The following is a 20,432-nucleotide window of genomic DNA, read 5'->3' on the forward strand; positions in this document are numbered from 1 at the left end:
ATCGGATTCAACAAAGCAGACTGATCCCAAAAAGGATGCCCGAGAACACCCACGCGCGTTCCTGACTGACGAGGCGTTCGAGTTTCGACTGAATCACACCCCTGTAGAGGAGTTCCTCCGTGAAGACCGGCGAGTACAGAGTCAAAAGCAGCGGCACGACCGATTTGGGGGACGGAAAGCCATATGGGATGGGTGCCAGTCCAAGCAGGATTCCCATCCCGACGAGGAGAAGCGTCGGTCGCCAGGCGACCGGTGATCGAATCCCCAAATCGCGGAGCGAGCGGTCCCGAACGCCGACTTCGAGACTGATCGGGATGACCACCATCGTCGCCGTACTCAAGAAGAAATAAAGCGGGAAGCGACGGCCCAGAAAACGGATCGCCGGGTTGAATGCGATCACACCCCGGGCAACGAGTATGCCATAGGTGACGGTCCCGAGGGCCAATACGTAGAGGACGACGATTTCGAGCCCTGCGCGTCGTCTGTCCGTCGCTGGAGTCAGTGGAGAAGGGTACGCACCACCCCATCGGCGTCCGATGTCTACGAGTGCCAACGTTAGCAGTGTGGCCCCGATGAACTGAACGTAGCTTTCCATAGGCGCCGGTCACCACTAGTATCGACATATAGGGATTGGCAAAACAATAAGGGGCCCCACAGAGATATTTTCACAATCCGGCGTTGTCATGCGGTCAGTGTTCCTGTAAACGGCTTCGTTAACTGCGAAATAAATGACCTAATCGTCTCTCGACCGATCCCGACCCACGAAGCGCTAGCACAAATCCGCTTCAGGAAAGCGGTGTACCGATGATCTCGCGACGGTCCGCTCGGAGGACTCCGACGAGCCCGCCACCGATGGCGCCACATGCAACCGGGTACACGATCCCCGCGACGACAGCCGCACGAAGGAGATCCGGCTGGATACCCACGAACGAAACCAAAATCGCACCGATAATCGCGAACAACAGATACCCGATAGCGATCGTCAGCCCTGCTTGGACCCCCGCTTTCGGATCATCCACTCTTGCGAGATATGCAACAATCCCACCCGCGATGATGAGTAGCAGCAGCGGGACGAGATAGAGAAACTGGACTCCAGAGAGTCCAACGAAATCGACGTGTCCACTCACATCCGGGAGACGAGTCCCGACGAGATGTGCGTCATAGAATACCCATCCCACAGCCTTCCACGCTGGAGCGGACGCTGCACCGGCGTCGGTGAGGCGGACGTTGCCTTGGACTGCTCGGTTCACTGCCGAGGCAGCCGTCGCGTACGTGACGAGATATCCGACGACGTACACAGTTATCCCGACGATTGCACCGTACACGACCGTCGCGGTACCACCTGATTCGGTGTGTGGTGATTGGCTCATACCTTCCTCTCTCGTTGTAAAAACGGTATAGCACGAAATATACTAATCGCTCATCAAGAGTCGTTGTTGGCAGGGAATCTTTTGTTGATTGCTCTACAACAGTGAATAAGATGGTTTGAGGAACAGGGACCGTAGTGTTCGTCGACTTCGCCGGGATTGGACTCGGGAATCTCCGCAGCGGAGAACAAGAGGCAACCCAGTCCGCAGATTGAGTAAGCCCTGATGATTGAACGACAGAGACCTCGGCGCCTGTGAGTGACTGGGTCCCGTATGATGGAGTGTAGGTAGCAGCGAAACCGGCCGAGGGCCAAGTGCGACGACGTTCAGGCGGGTTTCTGGTGGTCGTCGTCCGACAGCTGCTGTGTTCGCTGCCCCATCGACCGGAGGTACGTCACGGCCACCAACGCAGCCACGAGGATCGGCAGAAACGTGAAGACGACTGCAATCGGGCTGACGGTGACGGTGTCGCCGCTCATGAATACGAGCGTCATGATTCCAATCGGAGCCGCAAGGGTTGCGCCAAAGACCAACTCCACACCGGCGAAGACGTAGCCCCACATACGCTCTTGGTAAAGCCACGCCGCCGACAAGAAGATCGACGGCACCACGACGCCGAGATCGATGACGTGCGTCACCATCGCCTGCTGGCCAGTCTCCTCGATCGGGAGTGGCACCGTCCCACTGAGTAGAGGCGGCACGACGTCCGCCAGCCACAGTATCGCGAGGCCAAGTCCAATGATGACTAATGCGCCACTGTAGAGCGAAGTATTGAGTCGCCCCTCGAGTGTTCGGCAGATAGCCTGCGCGTCCGTCGTCACCATCCCGCCAACGAACGTGAACAACGAGAGCCCGAACAGCGCGACGTACACGAGGAACAGTTCGTTAAACGGGATCTGGACGGCAATCGAGGCCCACATGTAGGTCATGTACGCCAGCCCGCCGAGCCAGACGATACGACCCCGTGGCGAGTCCCGCATCGCATACCAGAGCCCAACCGCCAGCACGGGGATCCCGACGACGAGAATGGTGAGATCTTGCATCCGGTAGGATTCGACGAGCCCGGGAGCCGCCTGGTAATGGCCTGGGCGGACGAGCCCGAGCAGTGACGAGGTACTGGCGAGAACGAGAATGATGACCGTCGAATAGACGTGCCATCGACGGATATCTCCTGCCATATTAATCACTACGTACGATTACGACGGCAAACGACATAATCGATACTGGTGATTCTCACCGGCTAAGACCCCCACTCGCCCCGTTGAGCATGATTGCGTTAGCCCGGTACGAAGGCGACTCCAGCGTAACTGTCGTGGACTCGTTTGGGACGCTGGCGTTCTTGGATATCGCCCGCCAATGGTGTGGTGTCTCACCACACGGGACCCACGATTTGATTTTATCTCGTCGGTTATCCAATTGGGTTGTGAGAACGTATGCGAACTATCTCACCGGTAGCGGGGGGAGAGTGATGTTGACGACCGGAGGAACCAGCCGTGCTTGGGAGGCCACGCGAATCGTCCTCGGGGGGATGTACTTCCTCGGGGCGGTCGCACACGTCGCGCTGGGCCTTCTCGCACCAGAGATCTATCCACAGTTCGCGAACCAAGCACTTGTCGGAGTCTATACCGAACTGTGGCGATCGCTCGTCGTACCGAACCTCGCTGTCCTGCAACCGATGGTCATCCTTCTCGAGTTCGGCCTCTTCGCCGCGCTCTACTGGCGGGGCCGTGCTGTGCTGGTCGGACACACCGCCGGGGCAGTCTTCCAAGTAAGTCTCATCCTGTCCGGTCCGTGGGGGCTGATAAACGCCGGTCTCGCCCTGATTCACCTCGCTGCGCTACGCCAGTCCTACCCTGTGACAGTTGCTCACCTGATTCGCCGTCTCGGAAATGAGGGTGCCTGATGGGGGTCCACAGCAGGGTAAGGCGTGTGGTTGGACTCCTCGGCGTAGTCGTCGGTTCGGTCGCTGTCGGCCTGGCCATCCAGCGACGCTACCGGTCTGATATTCGAGATTAGACAGGCCGTCTCAGAGTTCGTGAATTCACGCTGCCGGACGCTATCTGAGACCGCTCTCAAGCGGTGGAACGGTTCGGAGAATCGTCCTCGAATCAATCTCGATCCAGGAGAATAACAGTCCCGATTTATAGCCTTACTCGGTCAATACTCATCTGTGAATCGAACATGAATCAAATCGAATCAAACAACGATGTCGTGCTCTCTCTTCGGGGGCTGACGTTCAGGAGCCGAAAGCTTGCGGGAGTGCTCTTCTTCGTGCTCGCTGCGCAGTTCATGACCGTCATTATGCTCGCAGCGGCGATGGCGCCCGACTACGACTTCGGTGCGGCCGCCATCAGCGACCTCGGCGTTCTCCCCGAGACGGCACTACTGTTCAACGGCTCGCTGGTGCTCGTTGGTCTGCTCAACCTCCTCGGCGGATACCTCTTCTACCAAAGCCACGGAAGGCGGTGGCTCCTCGGCATCTTCGCGGTCGCCGGCGTCGGGGCAGTCGGTGCCGGGCTCTTCCCGCTCGACACCGGGGGTCTCCACGGGCTGTTCGCACTCCTGGCGTTTCTGTTCTTCAACCTGCAGGCGCTCGGCAGTTCGGCTCGGCTCTCCGGCGTCATGCGGGTCCTCGCCGTCCTCGCAGGCAGTATCGGCATCCTGTTCGTGGTGTTGATGGCAATCGGCGACGCCGGGAACGCCGCCGCGTTCGGTCCCATCGGTCACGGTGGGACCGAGCGGATGATCGTCTACCCGGTGATGCTCTGGATGCTGGCGTTCGGTGGGTACCTGCTCGGCACCAGCCGACGGGAACTGGAAGACGATAGCCGGCCGGGATCGGCGTAGGTGAGACGGATGCTCGCGTCCCTCACCGCCGCGATCGAGCGTCGACGGCTCACGTCTTTCTTCGTACTCGCGTACGCGCTGGCGTGGGGTGTCGAAGCGATTCCGGGCCTCGTCGGGATGACACAGCCGTCGTGGACGAGCTGGTTCTTCGCGGGCTTTCTGAGCGCTCTAGCGCCCTCCGTGGCAGCAGCCCTCGTCATCGCCGCGAGCGGCGACAGCGTCGGGGACTGGTTCCGGAGCGTCGCGAAGGTTCGGGTCCATCCCAAATGGTACGCGGCGGCCATCATCGTTCCCTTCGTGATCGTCTATGCTGCCGGCGTCGTCTCGTGGGCACTCGGTGGCCCCATCGACTGGTCGGCCTTCGGAATCAGTCCGGTGACCATACTCATCAGCATCATCATTGGAACGCTCATCGGCGGCGGCCAGGAGGAGTTCGGCTGGCGCGGGTTCGCCCAGCCGGAACTCCAAGAGCGATACGGTGCATTTCGGGCCGCCATCGTGGTCGGTGTCTTCTGGGGGTTCTGGCACCTTCCGCAGTTCCTCCCGGGCGGATTCCGCGCCGATTGGGGGCCACTGATGATCGGGTCGTACTTCGTCGGTATCATCGGATTCTCGGTGCTGTTAGCATGGATATTCAACGGTTCGGGTGGGAGTGCGTGGCTCGCGATGGTGATGCACGGTGCCGACAACGCCACGCAGGGGCGCCTGCCGATCGACCTCGCTGTCGTCGCTCCCGAGGGCGTGTTGCTCCCCTCGGAACTCGTCACAATTAACGTTCCACACGCGGTACTCACGTGGATAGTCGCACTCGCAGTCGTCGGACTCGTCGGCACAGGCCTGTATCGAGACCGGGTGCGTGGTCGTCTCAGCAGACACGGTCACTTGACGGATGATGACTGATGAACGACCACGGTTGCTCATCGGCCGACGTCCGCGTACGACCGGCGAAGCGCTTAGGACACAAGAAATCGCGGTAGTGTCCACGAATACGTGAGCAACTATCCCACACTGATCACGACAGTGCCAGCGAAGGTCCCTACGAGGAGTGACGTAGTGCCGAGCGCGACCATCGTCTTAAGAAACGTGTCGCTCGTGATGGCCTCACCGAGGTGACCGGCCAGGACGGTAGCGAACATCCAGCCAACATCGACGAGGTCCTCGTTTTTTCAATGCGACTCGCTCACGTTTCGTTCCCTCCCTCTATCCCATGGGCGTCTTCAATGAGTTCGCCTAGCCGCTGGACAAATCGAGTAGCGGATGCACCGTCGACAACATCGCGATCGAACGTCACTGTGAGATTGAGGAACTCACGAGTCGTAACTTCTCCGTCGACGAGTCTCGGTTTCTCGCTGATGCCACCGACAGTCAACTGCACCGTGTAGTTCGTCGGGCTGATAGCCCATCCACCTCCCTCACCGAACATCCCCACCGACGTGACGGTGACGGTCCCGGCCACATCCTTCCAGCGCTCGGGAAACCACTGCGGAAGCCGCCACACGAGGCGCCGAACGAACCCCGGGAGTCGAAGCGCCATCTTGGCCCACGGTGAGAGGTCTGTCGGATCCGGAGAGTCCTGTGCGGCCCGAATCTCGTCGTGAATCGATCGGACCGACTGTCCGTTGGCCTGCCTGACGACGTGGGGGACGCCCATTCGCTCACCCCGGATCGTCGTCTCGACCAGCACGTTCACGTCGACATTCTCGAACATGTGGAGACGCCCACGCCAATCGCGATACGCGTTGACGTGTGGGTGATCATCGATGGCTCGTGCGAGACAATACACGAGGAAGGCGGTGAACGAGAGGGATGTTCCCGTCTCCTCTTCGATGGTCTGGATACGCCGCCGCGCTTCAGTCACGTCGACCTCCACGAGCCCGTGGACATTGCTTCGACGGCCCGCGGTTCTCATATAGTCAACAGTCCCTCGCCGCCGGGAAGGGAACGGCTCAATCCGGCCACCTTGGTCGCTCATTTCACCCATTCACCGGAAGAAACAAATCTCTTGACGCCCATGACATATCTAGGAGTGAGGAGCGGTGCAAAATCCCAGTAATTTTCCCTGATACCCGGATGTCGGCTTCGTTCACCCCTAACCGCGGTGTCACCACGCAGCGAGGACAGTCTCGTCGTGGATTCACTCGTCGTCGAGGAACGTCTCAAGCGGCCAGCGCGGCGTGTGCTCGGCCGCTTCGTCGGTGTACCCCAGCCGGAAGAGGTGCTGTGGCACACCGGCGGTGTCGAGTAACTCACCCAGGCGTGCCCGTAACTCGGGCCGCTCAAGCGTCTGACTCATGGGGTGAACCGCGACACCGTCGGTGGTGGCCAGAAGGGCGACGCGCTCGAAGGCCTGACCCGTCCTGACCTGTGCGGTCGAGTCGTCGGATGCGGCTGTCAGGACGCCGAGGACTGGTGCGCTCTCGATGAGTGTCGAGTTCTTCTTCGCTTCCCGGTCGCCGATATCGAGGTGCGTGACGACGGCTTGTCCAATCCGAGCCATGAGCCACGAACTCCCGAGCGCACCGAGTCCAATCCAGTGACCCAACTCTTTCCGGTACGCCGGATCCTCCATCAGTAGTCGGTCAGCCTCTACCTGAAGCTCGCTGATCGCAGTCTTAATGTCCGAGTTGTCGACGAGGTGCAACGAGACGTCGTCCTCAACGACGAGCGCTTTCAGTTTCTCGTAAATTCCGTCACCGAGCAGGCGGTTCTCGAACGGCTCGTGACTCGTGTACCGTGTGGTGAGCGCACCGAACAGTTCGCTCGGCCGAGAGGTCGACACTTCGGCGTCGTCGAGGAGCGTTACGGTCGCGACATAGTCGGCGTTGTTCGGTCCGTGATACGCGATCTGTGGGTCGAATCCGAAGTGCTCGGCTGCGATACAGAGGTTCTCGAGAGCACACCCGACGCTGATATACAACTCCCGCTTTTCGGGGTCGGCGGCCTCGAGCCAGCGCGATTCGTCCGCACCGACGTCGATTTCGTTCCCGGTTACCCTGAACTCCCACGGCTGAGAGTTGTGACTCGATGGCGCAAGAATCGCGTATCGGAGGAGGAACGTGGCTTGTTCTTCGATGTCTCCCGTCGATGGAAACTCGTCCGTATCGAGATCCCAGACCGACTGCGTGAGGTCCGCTGTTGGCATAGGTATGTATTCTCGCGGAGTGGCATAGCTCGTCGAGATTATTATCTGTCGGTGAGAATAGTCACTCCGGTAGGTGACCGGACAGACTAACAGAATGACGAGAAACCGACTCTGGCGGTCGCTACAGCGCTGGCTGCGAGTCGCCGCGGGGTAATCGACGGCCAGTCAACCGCCTAGGTGCCGCCCGAGAAATTCGCATTCACGCCCGACGAGAATCTCGAACGGCTTGCCCCGATACGCGTCGAAGTGACCGATGGGGTATCGAACGCGTTCGACGTCGTCAAGTTCCTGTACGAGACGGTCGGTCGTCGATGGAGGGAGTAGTCGATCGTTTTCGGCCTGTGCAATGAAGACGGGGGCCTCCACGTCACCGGCCCGCGAGAGCGGTCGATACAGCATAATCAGGGGGATGATTCGCGCAGGACAGCGATTGTCCCACTCTTCGTCGTCCGGAATCAACGCCTCGATTCCCTGCACGGCGTCCGGCGTATTGAGGAGTCCGAATTCATCAGGTGAGCCGACCACCGGCACGTAGTACGGATCACGGCAGGTGATCGCGCGGCCGAGATCTCGGATAGCAGCAGTAACGCCGTTTTTCAGGTACTCGACACCGCCAGTTCTGATCAACTTCAGGGCGGTCCGCAGGCCATCGACGAACGGGACCTGAGCGACGACGGCGGAAACGTCGTCGACGCGGGATGCAGTCTCGATGACGTGTCCACCGCTGAATGACGTGCCCCAGAGACCGAGCCGATCGGAATCGACAGTCGATACCGACCGAACGTGGTCGATCGCAGCGAGCCAGTCGGCACGCTGTTTGAACGGGTCGATCAGATTGCGTGGCTCACCACCACTGTCACCGAAGGTGCGATAGTCGAAGCAAAACGTCGCCAGCCCCCGCTCGGCAAAGCGCTCGGCGAAGGACGGGAGGCGCCACGTCAGCTCACCACCGAAGCCGTGTGCCATGACGACGATTGGAGGCCGCTCGACGTCGGCCGGCCGGTAAAGGCGACCTGCACACGAAACCCCGTGGCTCTCGAATAATTGCTCGTGACAGGTTGTTTTCATACGTTCCATGACGGCCGTACATTCTTCAGAGAGGTATCGTTGGCGATGATCAGCAGAATGATACCAGAGCCTCAGAGGTATGGTGGCACGATCGCCGGCACCAGCCAGAGGACAGTGAGTCCGACTGCGATCCAGCGGGCCCGACGCTGCACGTTCAGGACAGCGAGTTCAGCGAAGAACACGCCCAGCACGACGAGAACCAACGAGGAGAGAACGACGGTCGTCACGAGCTGGAACGTGACGAATCGGGTCGAGAGGAGTACGAACGCACCGACGGGGAGCAGAAGAAAGCCGAGGTCGAGCAGAGACGAGCCGGCCATTGTGTCGGTCCACGATATCCGCGACGCCAGACGGTCGAGAGCGACGCCGAAAGCGAACAGCAGGCCGGCCAGCAAGACGTACTTCAGTACCTGCTCGGGCATCGGTCCGACGTGATAGATACGTTGGGAGACCGTCGTGTGGACGACTGTCGCGAAGCCGACCAGCCACGTAGCGGCGACGACAGCGTCCCGTTGTCGCCGGTCGTCGAAACGCATCGAGACGAACCGTTTCGTCAGCGTCGTGGCGGCGAGAACGCCGACGAACCCGAACAGGAACTGGTAGGCAACCGATCCGATCGAGCGGACGGTGATTCCGAGGTCCGCAGGCGGTGACTCACCGATTGACTGGAGTGCCCAGTCGGTCGTCTCACGGACCAATACGGAGTTGTCGGATTCCGAGAGATGGGTCGCGCCCTCAGCGACCACGACACGCCGGGCAGTTCCGTCCTCGAACGAGCCGACCTGCTGACCCGGTTGGAGCGGGGTGCCAGTCAGTTCCGCGGAGACGTTCGTGAGTTTGCTCGGCGGGACCAGCGAGTCGTTGCTTCCGGTCGCCAGCAGGAGATTTGTCTCCAGCGTCTCGTTGCGCTCGGGCGGGAAGCGGCCGGCGATGGCGACGACGCCCTTGGTATCGGGCCGTTCGTACGCGACCCGGTACGCGCTGTTGGCACCGCCGGAGTGGCCTCCGAGGACCATGCGCTCCTCGTCGACCCGCGGATGCGACGCCAGATATGAGACCCAGTTGTGATAGTCGGCTTTCGCCCGTTGGAACAGCACCGACGACTCGGTTCTGGTCTCCCAGCGGATCGGTTTCTCGTCCTCCAGTTCCCTCGTTTGGCCGGCAATCAAGACGGCAAAGTCGTTTGCGGCGAGTGCCGCTCCATAGTTGTGGTATAACGCGGGTGCTGTCCCCGATCCGGCCCCGAACACGATGCCCGGGGATGGCTCGTCCCCATCGGGAAGATACAGTGTGGCTATCGTGATGCGGTCGTCAGCCTCGATGTAGACGTGCTCGACAGTGTATCCACTTCCCCCTGCGTTCGGCGTTAGTACGAACGGTGCCCCCCATCCAGCGACCGCAACGACCATGACCACCAATAGAGCAGTCGTGATGTACTGCGTGGGAATCGCGATGTTCATACGCCCCGGTATGGTGGAGAAACGATATCAATACAGATGATTCTCAGCGAACGCGAGGATCCCCGGACGCGAGGATCGGTTCTCACTGTCCGGCAAGCGTTAGCATACTTGAAGACGTTCTTCGCTATCGGTCACACATGAGCATGTCTGTCGCAGGTAAGGCTCGTCATGTTGACGAGGAAGATAGTCAGTTCCCGGCGTACGGGGCGATTGAGGCAGGCCTCGGCAATCTCCTGTTCTATTTTCTCGTCGGTCGCACGACCCCGGCCGTCGTCACGGTGTTCAGCGAGACGGTGCTCGATCTGTCGCCTTCGTTCGTCCGATTCGGGGTCGCGACCGCACTGTGGTTCGTGCTTGTGGTGACCGCGATCGACCAGTTGCGGCGTCAACTCGCGGCGCTGGGCGTCGGCACGTACGACGACTACCAACTACGCGTGTGGTCACGTGTCACCCCGTCGTGGCTACAAACGACGGGATATTTCCTGGCACTGATCGCCGGCACTGCCGTCGCCGTGATAACGTTCGACCATGCGGTCGAGGCTCTGATATCACTGATTCCCGTCGTCGCCACCGTGGATGTCGTCGCGTTCGATCTCGTCGAACTGTTCGTGATGGTCGTGTTCTTTCTCTCCTACAGCGCCGCAACTCATTCGCTCGATAGACTGGTGATTGGCGGGGTTAGCTGAATTGAGGCGCTAAGCCCCCTTCCTCAGCGAGCGACCAACGGGAGCGAGCAGGGAGGGGATACAGCGCCGCACAGTTCTCAAACCTCCCCGACACTCGGCCCACAGGCCAACGGTTCACCAAAACCAATATGCGTGTAACGCGTATTCCGTGTATTACAGTGAAACGGAAGACAATCACCATCCGCGAAGACCAAGACGAGTGGATTGAGGACCAACACCTCAACCTCTCGTCGTTCATCCGTGAGCAACTGGATGAACTAATCGAGGAACGAGAGTAACGGATGTACTACGCCTACAAGTACCGACTCAAGCCGTCCGACACCCACTGCGAGGAGTTGGACCGCCACCGAGACATTTGTCGGCAACTGTACAACCACACACTCCACCGCCTCAACGAGTATCAAGACGAACACGGTGAACTGCCGTCCATGACCACCCTGCGGTCGGAACTCCCCGACCTCAAGAAATGGTGGGACGATCTCTCGGACGTGTACTCGAAGGTTCTCCAAACCGTCGTGGAACGACTGTTCGACAACCTCAAAGGACTCTCCGCGCTCAAGGAGAACGGCTACGGCGTCGGTCTACTCAAGTGGAAACCGCCACGCGAGTTCCGCAGTTTCACGTACAGTCAGTCTGGCTTCAAGCTCGACAAGAAGGGCGGTCAGACTGTTCTGAGCCTCTCGAAACTCGCGGACATTCCGATACGACTCCACCGAAATATCCCCGACGACGCCACACTCAAGCAGGTCACGGTCAAGAAGGAACCGACAGGCGAATGGTTCGCCACCTTCGGCGTCGAAATGGATCGAGAACCGCCTGAGCCGCCTGAGAATCCCAAGAAATGCGTCGGGATCGATGTTGGCATACTCAAGTACGCCCACGACACCGACGGCACGGCTGTCGGGTCGCTTGACCTCTCAGACGAACGCGATCGCTTGGAGCGCGAGCAACGGAAGCTCTCGCGCAAACAACACGGGTCGAACAACTACGAGACACAACGGTGTCGAGTCGCGGAGTGTCAGGCCGATCTCCGACGGAAGCGGCGTGACTTCTTGCACAAACTCTCGAACTACTACGCTCGGGAGTACGACCTCGTAGCCGTCGAAGACCTGAATGTCAAAGAGATGATGGATTCGCCGTCGAACAGCCGCAACACGGCATCTGCCGCGTGGCGGACGTTTCTCTCATTGCTCGAATACAAGTGCAAGCGAGAGGGAACGCACTTCGTCGCGGTGGACCCGAGAGGGACGACCAAGGAGTGCGCGTCGTGCGGCGTCAAGACGGAGAAGCCGTTGTGGGTCCGTGAACATTCCTGTCCCGCCTGTGGATTTGAGGCGGACAGGGACGCGAACGCGGCGTGGAACATTCTTACTCGTGGCCTCGAAGACGTAGGAGTGGGATACTCCGAAGAAACGCCTGTGGAGACTGCGCTCCCTGTGGATACGCCTGTATCTGCAAAGCGCGTCGTGGAAGCAGGAAGCCCCTGCCTCAAGAAGCCGCCGAAGGCGGCGAGTAGGCAGAGGTAGTTCACCATCGACGCTCCAGTTCGCATCTCGCTGTCTACTCCCAGAAGTGTAAAGCCAGAACTGTAGGCCGCTACATCTGATACCAGAGGAGGTTCCAGTAGGCGAGCACGAGCGCAAAGACGACACCCGCGACACTGACCACGGTATACTGGATTCGCGTCAGGCGACGCCAGGTCCCGAGCCGCCAAGCTATCCCGGAAAGGACGAGCGTCGCGACACTCGCGAGTGCTCCCACAGGCGGACCCAGCAGGACGACCTGTAACGGCAGTGGGTTTCCAAGAAGGGCCGCCTGTGGATTACTCAACACCACGGCGGCCAGTCCGATCACGGACACTAGATAGCTCACCGCTGCGAGTCCAGCGACCCGACGAGTGTGCCGCAGTGGCGAGGACAGTCGTTCTCGCGTCTCACCACGGTACCACCGCCAGAGGCCGGTCGCCGTCCATCCGAGGATGGCTCCAAGAAACACCAGGATGCTCAGGCCGGCGATAGCCGCATGCGTGGACGGTTGCTCGAAGGCTCCGAGTCGTTCATACGCTGAAGGAGGCCTGCTGTCGAAGAACAGGTGTGTTATCTCGCCGTCGGTCTCCCCGAAGGCAAGCGCGTCCGACCCATCGACCGCTTCGAAATACAGGTCGTCCACCTCGACCCACCGAGTCGACCCACTGGGGCCGGTCGTGACGAGTCGGCCCCGGTCATCGACGGAGACAGAGACGTTCGACTGCACGCTCAACAGTTTCTCCGACGTGGTGTAGGGAGACCTGAGTGTGCGATACGTGCCGGTCACGTCGCTTGCCCTGTTCAGATCGCCATCGGGTTCGGGGGTGGTCGCCTCGCTTGGATAGTACTCCTCGATCAGTGCGTCGAGCAGTTCGTCTCTGGCTTCGATACCGCCCGGGCTGTTGTACGAGACGAAAATCCCGACACCGTGGTCCGGGAGTAGGGCCACCAAACTGTGGAACTGCTCGGTGTCGCCGGCGTGTCCCACAATACGTACATCCTTCCGACTCAGTTCATAGAACCCGAAGCACATCCCGTTCAGTCTGTCGTCGTTGCCGAACCGCCGCTCGTGCATCGTCGCTGTTGAATCGGATTCCAGAATACGTCCCTGGTCGGTTCCACCGCCCTGAAGATGGGCACGGATGAACCGTGCCATGTCGGTCGCCGTTGTTGTCATCGATCCAGCTGGCGCCATTCCGACGTACTCGAAGCCGCCTTCGCGGTATCGACCGTTCGGGATCGTGTACCCCTTCGAGAGCGTGCCGTCGATACCATCGGGAACAGGCTGGTCGAACGTGCTCTGATCCATCCCCAGCGGTTCGAAGATGTTGCCTTCGACGTACTCACCGAACGACGAGTCGGCAGTCGTGGCGGCGATATGGCCGGCAAGCGCGGCCCCGTAGTTCGAGTAGGCAGTGAACTCACCCGGCGGCCGGACTCTCGCCGGTCGTTCGTTCTGGAGCATCGTCGAGAGCGGGCGCAGATCCGACTCGTTCAGGACAAACGTCCCACGAGCGCGTTCCTCGAATCCTGCAGTATGCGTCGCGAGGTGGTCGAGCGTGATGGGCTGGTCGTACGTGTCCGGTATCGTGACATCGTCGAGGTAGTCGTTCACATCAGTCTCAAGATCGAGCCGGCCAGCCTCGACCCTCTGCATGACTGCCGTCCACGCGAAGAGTTTCGACGTCGATCCGATGCGAAAGAGTGTATCGCCCGCCTCAACCGGCGCATCGGTCCGGATGTCTCGGACACCGTATCCCTTCGTGAACGTCGAATCACCGTCGACGACTGCGAGCGTTGCACCGGGGATGTCGTGGGCCTCAAGGTGGGCGTTCATCACGCCGTCGAGAAACGTCTCGAAGGACTCCGGATCGGAGAGCGGTCCGTTGGACGGTCCCTGCTGGCTGGGTTCGGCCGCACTCGCGCTACCGAATCCATGTTGGAGAGCGAACGCCGCGGAACCCGTAGCCGCGAGACCGCGAAGCACTGTACGTCGAGAGTGCGTGGTGCGCTGGTCATCCCCAGCAGTGGCATCGATTGGTATCTGTGATTGAGACATCGGTCGAGGTCGTTTCAGTGGTAGTTGATCTGTACTGCTGGAAGCTTGGTCGAACGATCAACACATTCAAACATAAAGATGGGGCGTGGACTGTAATAAAAGTAGATAGCAGTTGTTGTGGAAGGGTAGAACGCTTATAAAAACTAAGATAGTGAGAAACATCGTGTTCAGATAAGGATGAATAGTGAGGCGGTGTGTTTTCTGAGTGGTTCATGCCCGAAAACACACGCCTCAGCGGGAGTATCGACCAGATCAACTTAGAGTTTGTTGAATGAGAAGCGACACCGAGATTGCTGATGAAGCTCGGTATTCAGCTCCATCTCGCTGGCCTCTCACTTTCGAATACCGTCTCGGTTATTGATATATTCGGTGTCGAACGTGCTCGATCAACCGTTCATAATTGGGTTCACAAGGCCGATCTACAGCCCGAAGCTGGTCGGTGTCCGGATCACGTCGCGGTTGACGAGACTGTGATCCGACTCAACGACGAGCAATATTGGCTGTATGCTGCCGTCGATCCTGAAACAAACGAATTGCTCCATACAAAGCTTGAGCCGACAACAACGAAGGTTCTCGCACAGTCGTTTCTGACCGAACTCTCCGAGAAACACGACGTCTCCGACGCCGTGTTTCTCATCGATGGATCGCACTCGCTACAAGACGCGTGTCAGCGCCACGGCTTCGATTTCAGATACGAGAAACATGGAAATCGGAACGCCGTTGAACGTGTATTTAGAGAGGTAAAACGCCGAACTGTCTGTTTCTCAAACTGTTTCAGCAACGCCGAAGCAGAAACCGCCGACGACTGGCTCAGATCGTTCAGCTTCGCATGGAATCAGCTTATCTGAACACGAGGGTGACAAATGTGGTAAAGTTCATATATCAAATTCTCTGATATACGAATATGAGAGTAGATTCATATGAGCATATAGACACGATGCTCGAGAGCGTTCAAGAAGACGTGGCGGATCCAGAGCTAAGATTCAAATTACGTACCGCACGTCAATTGTGCGGTATGATGAAAGAACATTATGTAGCGGGGCAAAAGGCAATTGAAAGAGCCGACATAGATGAAAAAACGCTTGAATCGCTCCGTGAATTAGGGTATCTGGACTGAGTGGAACGCTGTAGAAGATTTGCGCTCCGTATTCAGCAAATCGCTGAGGACATATCACCGGTTGAGGATTTCAATAGAGCGGCTCTGTTGAAATTTTTAAGAGTTGATAGGATCTGCGTGCGAGATACAGAGGATGCAGTCAGCAATGGAACTGCTTATTTTCTCCATCTAAATCCTGAACCAACCGATAGAACGTGCCCGCGCAACAGACGCTTCAGCGCTATTTTTCCAATCCAGAAATGTAGACATGAGAAAATACTTATTCCTCTACTATATTCCAAAAATATGTCAGATTCATTCCCGGCCGGAGCGGTCCCCTTATCAATACTTGCTGGGGTGTTGTGGGTCGTCCAACCGGCAGCGTTATTCCCGCTGTTCGAGGCCCTTTTCGGTGATGGCTCGCTCGGTGTTGGGTTTATATTTTCCGTCATCTTCGGTCGCGGAGGCCATTTTCTCCTCTCGGTCCTCACGATTAGCATCCTCTGGATGGTCTTTCGAGATCCCAAATCACTGCGGGAATTTGATCGAACTATACAGGTCGCTGCCATCACCGGTGTCGCGTTCTTACTTCTAATCTCGCCTGTCAGCGAAGTCTTGTACAATGAAATCCCTCTGGTCTTGCGTTCTATACGCGTCGCTAGCTCGATCTGTGCCGCTGTCCTTATCGGAAGCGTTCTGGGCAGTAAGTTACGCTCCGTCCGTTCCCGATCCGCGTCGGCTTAGCGAACGGTTCGCAGATTCATTTGACGTCGTACGTAGGGCTTGTACTAAGCAATCTGGCCTGATCGAATCCGAGGATAACTCAGTACAAGACTCGCGCTCTGTGTTCAGCATGGCTCCAAGAACATGTACCCGGGTGAGGATTTCAACAGAGCCACACAATAGTGATCTGTATTAACCGTGCTACTGACCACCCATTACGGGTTCAAGTGACTTCATTGAAAAGTCTGATTTCGAGCAGTACCGTTCGGCGACGTCCATCAGCGCTCGTGTACGTCGAATATCGGCGATGTTGTGGAGTACGACCGCTTCGAAATTGCCGGTCTGCCACGCGTCGACCGCTTCGCTACTTTCTCCAAATGGATCGACTGTGCCGTGGCCGGAAGCCACGAGCTCGTCATACACACCAGTGAGGCTGTTCTCACTCGTATTGAACCGTGAGGAGAAGACTTCCATCACGTCGATGTACGGCAGCTCAGCGAACGGCCACTCGCGCCCGTGATGACTCAACCGCGTTCGAAGAAATGGCAGATCGAATCCGCCTTTCCAGGTTTCCCCGTTATATGCTACGAGTTTGACGTCTCGCTGTGCGATCGTGGTGTCGACGAACGCCTTGACGGCGTCCAACAGCGCGCCCTCATCGTCATGAACAGAGAGCGTTACTGGCGTGGTGAGATGGTCGTTCACGCGTTCTTCGATATCTGAAGCACACGCACTCCCGGCTGTATTGAGGAACACTCGCGAGCCGATCTCAGCATCGAAGCCGACGACAGTCAACTGGTCTGTCGTCGAAAACCCCGTCGTCTCGATGTCGAACGCGATCGTCGCGAGTGTACTCATTGGGGTTCCTTGCTGGTTTCTTCATTGGGCACTTGTGCATCCGTGCTCTGTTCGTTGAGCCGGTGTTCGAGCGCTTCGAGGCGTTCCTCATGGTCTTCCAATGTGGCCTCCTGTTCGAGATCGATACTGAACAGCGCCGGCACCAGTGGATTCTGATGATTCAACAGCCCGCTTGCGTCGGCGTGTTCGCGAGCGTACTCGAACAGCTGGTCGAAGCGTGGTTGGTCGTGACGGCGGAGCGCCCGTCGGAACTCCGCCCACCGGCCTTCGATAGCCCGCAGCGCATCCCGATATGTCGGGTTCGTGCGTCCCATTGTTATCGCCCTCTAGGTGCTGTCCACGCATCGAGGAGCGGACTCGTGGTGAGCGACGTCGTCTCGCCGTCAGTGGTCACGCCTGTTCCGACCCCTGCCGGACTCGACGTCGACGATGGGGGTGTTGCCGGTTCGAGCCCGACCTGTGTCGCCCGCGTAGCGAGCAGCTGTCGCCAGTAGGCGAACGTGGTCTGGTAGTACGCACCGTCATCAACGGGATAGACGAGTGTCTCGAATTCGTCACCGACGAGTCGCGGTCCCATCCGGGTTTGCTCACACTCAAGATGGTGATTGGCGGCCGTCGCGACCGGTGCTGTGAACTCATCGATCGTACTCCGAGTCACGAGTACTGGGACATCGTAGCTGTCGGCGTACGTCGCTAGTCGAGCGAGGATTCTCGCTTGGAGTGTTTCTGCGTGCTGCTCGCTGAGCGTCTCGTCGCTGCGGTACTGGGCGTCGACGGCCGGCGCGACGATGAGCGATGGGGTGTGTGGAGACGAGTCTTCGCTATGAGTCGATGACTGTCGACCGGATGTGCTGGTGACGGTGGTCGATTTCTGGATGACTTGGTTTACTGCCGTCGGGAGAATGTCGACAGCGCCGTAGTGCTGGTACGCGGTAAATCCGCGTGCGACGTGGATCCGGTCGAGCAACCGCTGGCTCGGTGTGATCTGACCCAGCGTCGTCGTCGTCGCGTGGCCCTTCGCATCAACCCAGAAGGCGGGCCCATCGTGTACCAAGAGATGGTCAAGCACGAGCGACTGGAGGATTGGGACGCCACGGCCGCGGTCAACGTCGAGCAACGTGATGCCGTCGTCGAGTGACGGCAGCAGCATCTCGTCTGCGGCTGGGTCGGCTTGACCGGCCAAGGTCCGATTGCGGTCAGCCCCCCGTGTCGGCTTGTCGGCCGCCATTTGGTTCGATGATCGGTGATTTCCCATACCCGATAACTAGTCACCCTCTCAATAAGCGACGGCGCGGCGCTTCCGGACTTCCAAAAAGAACTGTACCAGACGTCAATTAACTGTACCAGACGTCAATTTGAACTCTATCACCGGATCGTGAGGAGTAGGAGACTGTTTCCAAGACGCTTTCCGGGATGGCCGAAGCCTTTGATTATCGAATTAACCAACATTCCGGTATGTCCCGGCAGATTGTTGGTTAATGTAGCTATCCTCATTGTACTGAGCCCGTCGATGATCTCTGTCGATATGATATTCTAGAATATGATTATTCAGAATATTTTCATCAGGCACAACAGAAACCACGGCAGCTCCAACTGGAACAGTTCGTCGAAGCTGCGGCCGACACGGTTCTTGGTCTCGAAGACATTCGTCCTGATTGTTGCCCGCGACCCAGGAAACGCATCTTACCGGTCAGCCTCGACAGATACACTCGTGTGACACCCGTGTCATATCGATGAGGTGGCGATGGATATCGTCGGCAAGCCGGTACATTGCCTCAGCCTGTTCCTTCGTTGCGATACCGAGTCTGTAATAGGTCTTCGTTCGGTTTCGGTTCCACAGCTCGGCAAGTTCCTCTCCGAACGCGTCGTCGTAGAGGCCTATCTCGGCACCGCGTTGGTAGAGTCGGCGGTGGCTACTGATGACCTCCGCCGCGGACATTGCCCCATCGTGAATCAACCGGAACTGGATAGTGCGCTCGATGGCGACGAACGCCGACTCGATCACGACCGTGTAGTACCCTTGGTCGAGGAGATTTGATCCCACCTCCAGCAGCCGACAGGCACGGCGAAGTTGGACCAACTCCGCGTCGTCGACATCCAATCCCTCCTCGATCGTTCCGGGACTGCCCTCGAAGGTCCGCTCGGCTTCTCCCAATTGGTCTCGGATATCGTCATTCATCGGTATACACCTCGGTTCGGAGTTCGGAGAGTTGGTCGGAGCCGACCAACGTGATCCCGTCGTCGAACTGAGGGCGGAGTTGATCGCCGATTCGTTGGACGCTGTCCGTCGATTCGACAAGCGGCTGGAACGTGTACCGATTCCCTTCGAACCGTTGGTCTTCGAGATCGCTAACAACCGTCTGGACAGTCCGGCGAGCTGCCGTTTGGTCTTCGTCGACGATCACCAATAGGTCGATGTCGCTGGCCCTATCTGCCTCTCCCCGAGCGACGCTTCCGAACAGGACGACCCCGACTAATCCATCCAACTCGTCCTGAAGTCGTTGTAGAAATGCCTGAACTGGTTGGTGGAACTCGCTCTGTGGGATCGAGAGAATTGGATCTGGTTTTGTGAGCCGTTCACGGTTGATCTGGACCTGCTGAGTCCGCCCGTCTGGTGCGAGCTCGATGACATCGAGCTCGGAAAGCAATGTCACCGCCTTTGAGATCGTTCCCTTATTTGCCCCTGTGAGGCTTGCGAGTTCGCTTATCGAGTACGTCGCATACGGCTGATCTATGAGAACGTTGAGAACGTCTTGCATTGCTTGGTATCGGAATACCCGATCCTCCGGAAACGGATAGCGTAGCTCTATTGAGATCGACTCTTTCCTATTAGGCATATGATTCCTATTAGGAAACAGTATGAAAACTCTGGTGGTGAACTGGCCAAATTACGAAACCGGCGACGCAGCCGCTGAGTCGACGAGCGAGTACTCCCGGTCCCGACTCGTCCCTTCTGCCTCAAGCAGATTGTACTGGGCCATCTTCGAAAGGTAGGTCCGGACGGTGCGCTTCGTCCGCGGATCGTCGACCGCCTCAGTATAGCGGTCGTGGATCTCGCTGGGTCCGAGCGGGCCGTGGTCGCGAACAATATCGTAGACGACCCGCTGGTGTGGCGTGAGCGAGTCGAGACTCTTCTGTTTGATTTGGGCCCGAGCATCTTCAGCAGCGTCTAGGAGGATGTCGTTAGTGACCTCCTCGTGATTTTCGCGGTCAGCCGTGCTGGCTGCGCTGCGAAGCACCCCGATCGCGAGACGGGCATCACCAGCAGCGGCATCAGCGATCTGATAAAGCTGCTCGTCGGTGATGACGCCGTTTTCTAGGCCCCACTTTGTTCGAGCACTCAGAATGTCGTAGAGTTGCTCGTTGTGGTACTTGTCCATCCGGACGTGTTCGCTGGAGCGCAGCCGGCTCACAAGGCGATCGTCGACGCGGCTGAACAGCTCTTCTTCTTTGTTCGCGATACAGATTACCGCGAACTGCTCCATACTGTGGAGGTCGTAGATGAGGCTCGGGTCTTCGAGTTGGTCGACCTCGTCGAGGATGACGACGGTTCGAGGACCGTCGTACTGTTGGAGTCGCTCATTGACATCCTCCCGCGCC

20 protein-coding genes and 1 pseudogene are annotated in these 20,432 nt (G+C 58.5%); 7 read left to right on the top strand and 14 right to left on the bottom strand.

All coding sequences use genetic code 11. The annotated features are described in order from the left end of the window. Positions 1-7: 7 nt before the first annotated feature. From DJ74_RS08570 to DJ74_RS08580, 3 genes are all read right to left on the bottom strand, one after another. Positions 8-595: a CPBP family intramembrane glutamic endopeptidase gene (locus DJ74_RS08570; RefSeq protein ID WP_094526970.1), complete on the bottom strand. Its 588-nt coding sequence runs from the start codon at positions 593-595 to the stop codon at positions 8-10. Positions 596-785: 190 nt separating this feature from the next. Beyond that, a complete protein-coding gene (locus tag DJ74_RS18665) occupies positions 786-1,370 on the bottom strand; it encodes a hypothetical protein (RefSeq protein ID WP_141212685.1) in 585 nt (194 codons plus the stop codon). Positions 1,371-1,693: 323 nt separating this feature from the next. Then, the gene (locus tag DJ74_RS08580) at positions 1,694-2,545 is read right to left on the bottom strand and encodes a hypothetical protein (protein WP_094526972.1); all 852 of its coding nucleotides are present in this window, start codon (positions 2,543-2,545) and stop codon (positions 1,694-1,696) included. A gap of 245 nt (positions 2,546-2,790) precedes the next feature. Here DJ74_RS08580 and DJ74_RS08585 point away from each other — a divergent pair, with 245 nt between their 5' ends. The 3 genes from DJ74_RS08585 to DJ74_RS08595 all read left to right on the top strand — a co-directional run bounded on the left by DJ74_RS08585 (position 2,791) and on the right by DJ74_RS08595 (position 5,114). Then, positions 2,791-3,270: a hypothetical protein gene (locus DJ74_RS08585; RefSeq protein WP_094526973.1), complete on the top strand. Its 480-nt coding sequence runs from the start codon at positions 2,791-2,793 to the stop codon at positions 3,268-3,270. A gap of 278 nt (positions 3,271-3,548) precedes the next feature. Next, positions 3,549-4,214, top strand: coding sequence for a DUF998 domain-containing protein (locus DJ74_RS08590; protein WP_176451328.1), 666 nt, complete (start codon positions 3,549-3,551; stop codon positions 4,212-4,214). A 9-nt stretch (positions 4,215-4,223) separates the two neighbouring features. After that, positions 4,224-5,114: a CPBP family intramembrane glutamic endopeptidase gene (locus tag DJ74_RS08595; RefSeq protein WP_094526974.1), complete on the top strand. Its 891-nt coding sequence runs from the start codon at positions 4,224-4,226 to the stop codon at positions 5,112-5,114. Positions 5,115-5,394: 280 nt separating this feature from the next. Here DJ74_RS08595 and DJ74_RS08600 read toward each other — a convergent pair whose 3' ends face one another. From DJ74_RS08600 to DJ74_RS08615, 4 genes are all read right to left on the bottom strand, one after another. After that, a complete protein-coding gene (locus DJ74_RS08600; RefSeq protein WP_094526975.1) occupies positions 5,395-6,186 on the bottom strand; it encodes a 2-oxo acid dehydrogenase subunit E2 in 792 nt (263 codons plus the stop codon). A gap of 162 nt (positions 6,187-6,348) precedes the next feature. Next, on the bottom strand, positions 6,349-7,356 hold the full coding sequence (locus DJ74_RS08605) for an Acg family FMN-binding oxidoreductase (RefSeq protein WP_094526976.1): 1,008 nt from the start codon (positions 7,354-7,356) through the stop codon (positions 6,349-6,351). Positions 7,357-7,521: 165 nt separating this feature from the next. Next, entirely contained in the window at positions 7,522-8,433 is a 912-nt protein-coding gene (locus DJ74_RS08610) for an alpha/beta hydrolase (RefSeq protein ID WP_217900321.1), read from the bottom strand. Between the two features lie 62 nt (positions 8,434-8,495). Further along, entirely contained in the window at positions 8,496-9,884 is a 1,389-nt protein-coding gene (locus DJ74_RS08615) for a dienelactone hydrolase family protein (RefSeq protein ID WP_094526977.1), read from the bottom strand. Between the two features lie 137 nt (positions 9,885-10,021). Between DJ74_RS08615 and DJ74_RS08620 the strand changes: the two genes are divergently transcribed. Then, positions 10,022-10,570 carry a hypothetical protein gene (locus tag DJ74_RS08620; RefSeq protein WP_254922154.1) on the top strand — a complete coding sequence of 183 codons (549 nt, stop codon included), beginning with the start codon at positions 10,022-10,024 and terminating at the stop codon, positions 10,568-10,570. Between the two features lie 281 nt (positions 10,571-10,851). Then, the gene (locus tag DJ74_RS08625) at positions 10,852-12,096 is read left to right on the top strand and encodes an RNA-guided endonuclease TnpB family protein (protein ID WP_094526978.1); all 1,245 of its coding nucleotides are present in this window, start codon (positions 10,852-10,854) and stop codon (positions 12,094-12,096) included. A gap of 70 nt (positions 12,097-12,166) precedes the next feature. Here DJ74_RS08625 and DJ74_RS08630 read toward each other — a convergent pair whose 3' ends face one another. Further along, entirely contained in the window at positions 12,167-14,083 is a 1,917-nt protein-coding gene (locus DJ74_RS08630; protein WP_254922155.1) for a serine hydrolase, read from the bottom strand. A 284-nt stretch (positions 14,084-14,367) separates the two neighbouring features. Here DJ74_RS08630 and DJ74_RS08635 point away from each other — a divergent pair. After that, positions 14,368-15,003, top strand: a pseudogene (locus DJ74_RS08635) (IS6 family transposase). Positions 15,004-15,059: 56 nt separating this feature from the next. Next, positions 15,060-15,272: a hypothetical protein gene (locus DJ74_RS08640; RefSeq protein WP_094526981.1), complete on the top strand. Its 213-nt coding sequence runs from the start codon at positions 15,060-15,062 to the stop codon at positions 15,270-15,272. A gap of 903 nt (positions 15,273-16,175) precedes the next feature. Here DJ74_RS08640 and DJ74_RS08645 read toward each other — a convergent pair. The 6 genes from DJ74_RS08645 to DJ74_RS08670 all read right to left on the bottom strand — a co-directional run. Further along, entirely contained in the window at positions 16,176-16,832 is a 657-nt protein-coding gene (locus DJ74_RS08645) for a ribonuclease H-like domain-containing protein (protein ID WP_094526982.1), read from the bottom strand. Next, the gene (locus DJ74_RS08650) at positions 16,829-17,146 is read right to left on the bottom strand and encodes a hypothetical protein (RefSeq protein ID WP_094526983.1); all 318 of its coding nucleotides are present in this window, start codon (positions 17,144-17,146) and stop codon (positions 16,829-16,831) included. Before DJ74_RS08650 ends, DJ74_RS08645 begins: the two co-directional genes overlap by 4 nt. 2 nt (positions 17,147-17,148) lie before the next feature. Then, entirely contained in the window at positions 17,149-18,087 is a 939-nt protein-coding gene (locus DJ74_RS08655; RefSeq protein ID WP_094526984.1) for a hypothetical protein, read from the bottom strand. 435 nt (positions 18,088-18,522) lie between these two features. Next, a complete protein-coding gene (locus DJ74_RS08660; RefSeq protein ID WP_094526985.1) occupies positions 18,523-19,011 on the bottom strand; it encodes a hypothetical protein in 489 nt (162 codons plus the stop codon). Then, on the bottom strand, positions 19,004-19,591 hold the full coding sequence (locus tag DJ74_RS08665; RefSeq protein WP_094526990.1) for a nucleotidyltransferase domain-containing protein: 588 nt from the start codon (positions 19,589-19,591) through the stop codon (positions 19,004-19,006). The genes DJ74_RS08660 and DJ74_RS08665 overlap by 8 nt, the downstream gene beginning before the upstream one ends. Before the next feature lie 129 nt (positions 19,592-19,720). Then, on the bottom strand, positions 19,721-20,432 hold a 712-nt coding region (locus DJ74_RS08670), incomplete at its 5' end, for a Cdc6/Cdc18 family protein (RefSeq protein WP_094526986.1).

This window comes from Halorubrum sp. Ea8, from assembly GCF_002252925.1.
GTDB lineage: Archaea > Halobacteriota > Halobacteria > Halobacteriales > Haloferacaceae > Halorubrum.